The following is a 2,340-nucleotide window of genomic DNA, read 5'->3' on the forward strand; positions in this document are numbered from 1 at the left end:
GCCGACCCTCAGCGATGATTTTTCGGTGAAGCGGCTGCTTGTCGCACTGCTATTTGCCCCTTACCCCTTCATCGCCGATGGCAACGTTCCGGACGGCTTTGGCTGGCCAGCAGCGGTCCTGCGCGGAAGCGTTCACGTCCTGGGAAATGCCGTGCCGGTGTTGCCGGAGCAGACATCTCCGCTTCGGGGAATCGCGCTAGCGTTCAGTCGCCTTCTGAGCGGAAATGCAATACGTTGAATGAAAATCGTCGTAAGACAGTTTTGTAAGCGCTCGCAGAACTTCGCGATGGAATGAAGGTCTTTTGATGCCGGACCTTTGCCTGAGCGGGCCAAGAGGTTGCGTTACCGCCCCGAACGCGAGTGCTGAGAGGGATGCCCCCGGGAAGCGAAGTGCACTACGGCAGACGTAAACTCGACTTACACCATATACCGGCCCAGACTTCCACACTCCGGTATCGGCGTCTCGCTACCACAATCGCAATGGCTGGGAGGCCTTTTGCAGTCTCAACTCCGAGGAAAATATATCGCGCAGGCAGGGCGCGGCGAGGTCATTGCCATGCGACGGCGGGGGCCGAAAGCTTCATGCTTGGAGGCGGTTGGACTGGCGCCAGCGGCCGGGAGTGATGCCGGCAAAGCGCTTGAAGACCGTGGTGAAATGTGCCTGAGTCTGGAAGCCGACGTTGAACGCGATATCAACGAGGCTGTCATTGGTTTTGATCAGCATGTCCTTGGCCCGCTCGATTCTGCGGCGCAGGATGTATTCGTGAGGACGAAGACTGGTCGCCATCCTGAATCGCGCGGCGAAATACATCCGGCTGAGGCCTGCCGCCCGAGCGAGATCCGCCAGCGAAATGGCTTCACCGATATGCTCGTCAACGTAAGCCATCACCCGCTTCAGCCTCCATTTCTGCAGTGCGCCGTGGTTGGCCTCCTGCTGGACCTCGGACGGCGATCGCAGCCAGAGCCAGCGGGCTAGGATGGCGTGGAGGATGGCGTCTCCGTGGACCCCATCAACTCCCTCCGGCCTAACAGCCTGCTCGAACTGGGAAAGTAGCCGCTCGATGACCGGATCAAAAGGCATCCCGTGGGACGCCACAGTTCTCGTGAAACCTGCCTCATCACTAGCGCAGCCCGAGGGCTGCGCGGAGATCGAAAGCACCATATCCATGTAGGGGACGTCGATCCGGAAGGTCGAGCCCGCGGTCTCCGGCGACATACTCGATGTCCCCATCGCCGCAGCACTTGCGGATTGGCGCCGTTCAGGCTCACACACGGCGTTCGATACCAGGAGACCGATGGGAGCCATCCCTCTCGGAAAAGTTGGAAGCGACTGAATAGTCATTGGCCTATGCCCTTCATGAAACCTGTGTTTCTTGGAGGGAACGGATCGCCGTCGAAGCTTGATTGGGCGGCGGTAGCGGGACCAACAGGACCCCTGACTTCCGCGTTTCTGCTCCGACCCTATCCGATAAACCCTCGGCGAGTACGGGCTCAGAATATTCGGGCAGGCAAGGTGCTCAACTCTACGGGAGTTCACCAGTCTACATCATGTATTCGAGCTCCCCCTACCTAGATATAATCCTTATGTCTATCCGTATGGACCATGCTGTCTCAAGGCTTGCCCGATCTTTCCGATCTGGAATGATCGGCGCGCCATTTCAATCGTGCTCCGGTTGGCTTGCACTCGGGCCGTCGTCTCTTGCTCCCTGCATTTCGAGCCCGCTAACGGTTTCTTCCTCGATCTCGGTGCTAACGCCACCGTCTTCGCATCGGCGAATAGCTTTTGGACCGGTTTGGCAACCGGGATGATGTCGGCGTCAGCGAACAGGCACGTTGTTCGAAATCCATGCTTAAGGAAGTTGATGCTGCGTGTTCAACAGGTCATAGGCGGCGGAGTCATTCTGTCTTGATGTTCCCAAACCAGCTTCGAGTTGCCCCCTCACAAGCATCGTTCAGGCAGAAAAGACCGTGCCCATCGGAAATACTGTAGCCGGGAAGATGCTACCCTGTGAATTCCAACGTGATTGTCGTTGGGGCAACCGTTTAACACGAGAGGAAATTTCTTATGAACATCAAAGCTATCTGTCTCGCTGCAACATTCAGTCTTTCGATTTTTGGTGGCCATGCTCTGGCCGGGGCATTGGATGAGCCGGACACGATGATGCCGTTCTTCACCGACTCCAGCATGAAAACCATGAAGCCCCGGGTTGATTTTGAGCGCGTCTTTTTTTCCATGCCGGCCGAAAAGCAGGCACAGATGAAGGGTGAGTGCGCGGGTGAGGTAATGCAGCCATTCACCGCGTTCTGCGCGACCGTGAACACACTCGGCGGCCACAACTA

3 protein-coding genes are annotated in these 2,340 nt (G+C 57.4%); 2 read left to right on the top strand and 1 reads right to left on the bottom strand.

The genetic code is table 11. From position 1 onward, the window contains the following. A partial coding sequence (locus EN939_RS38690; protein WP_206528377.1) for a hypothetical protein occupies nucleotides 1-238 on the top strand: 238 nt, incomplete at its 5' end. A gap of 342 nt (nucleotides 239-580) precedes the next feature. Here EN939_RS38690 and EN939_RS30365 read toward each other — a convergent pair. Next, the gene (locus tag EN939_RS30365) at nucleotides 581-1,216 is read right to left on the bottom strand and encodes a helix-turn-helix domain-containing protein (RefSeq protein ID WP_236383339.1); all 636 of its coding nucleotides are present in this window, start codon (nucleotides 1,214-1,216) and stop codon (nucleotides 581-583) included. Nucleotides 1,217-2,065: 849 nt separating this feature from the next. Between EN939_RS30365 and EN939_RS30370 the strand changes: the two genes are divergently transcribed. After that, on the top strand, nucleotides 2,066-2,340 hold a 275-nt coding region (locus tag EN939_RS30370), incomplete at its 3' end, for a hypothetical protein (RefSeq protein ID WP_127270657.1).

It is taken from the genome of Mesorhizobium sp. M7A.F.Ca.CA.002.05.1.1 (genome assembly GCF_003998335.1).
Classification (GTDB): domain Bacteria; phylum Pseudomonadota; class Alphaproteobacteria; order Rhizobiales; family Rhizobiaceae; genus Mesorhizobium.

Coding starts and splice junctions, on each gene's coding strand:
- EN939_RS30365 (WP_236383339.1), bottom strand. CDS start 1,216: ATGTCGCCGGAGACCGCGGGCTCGACCTTCCGGATCGACGTCCCCTAC.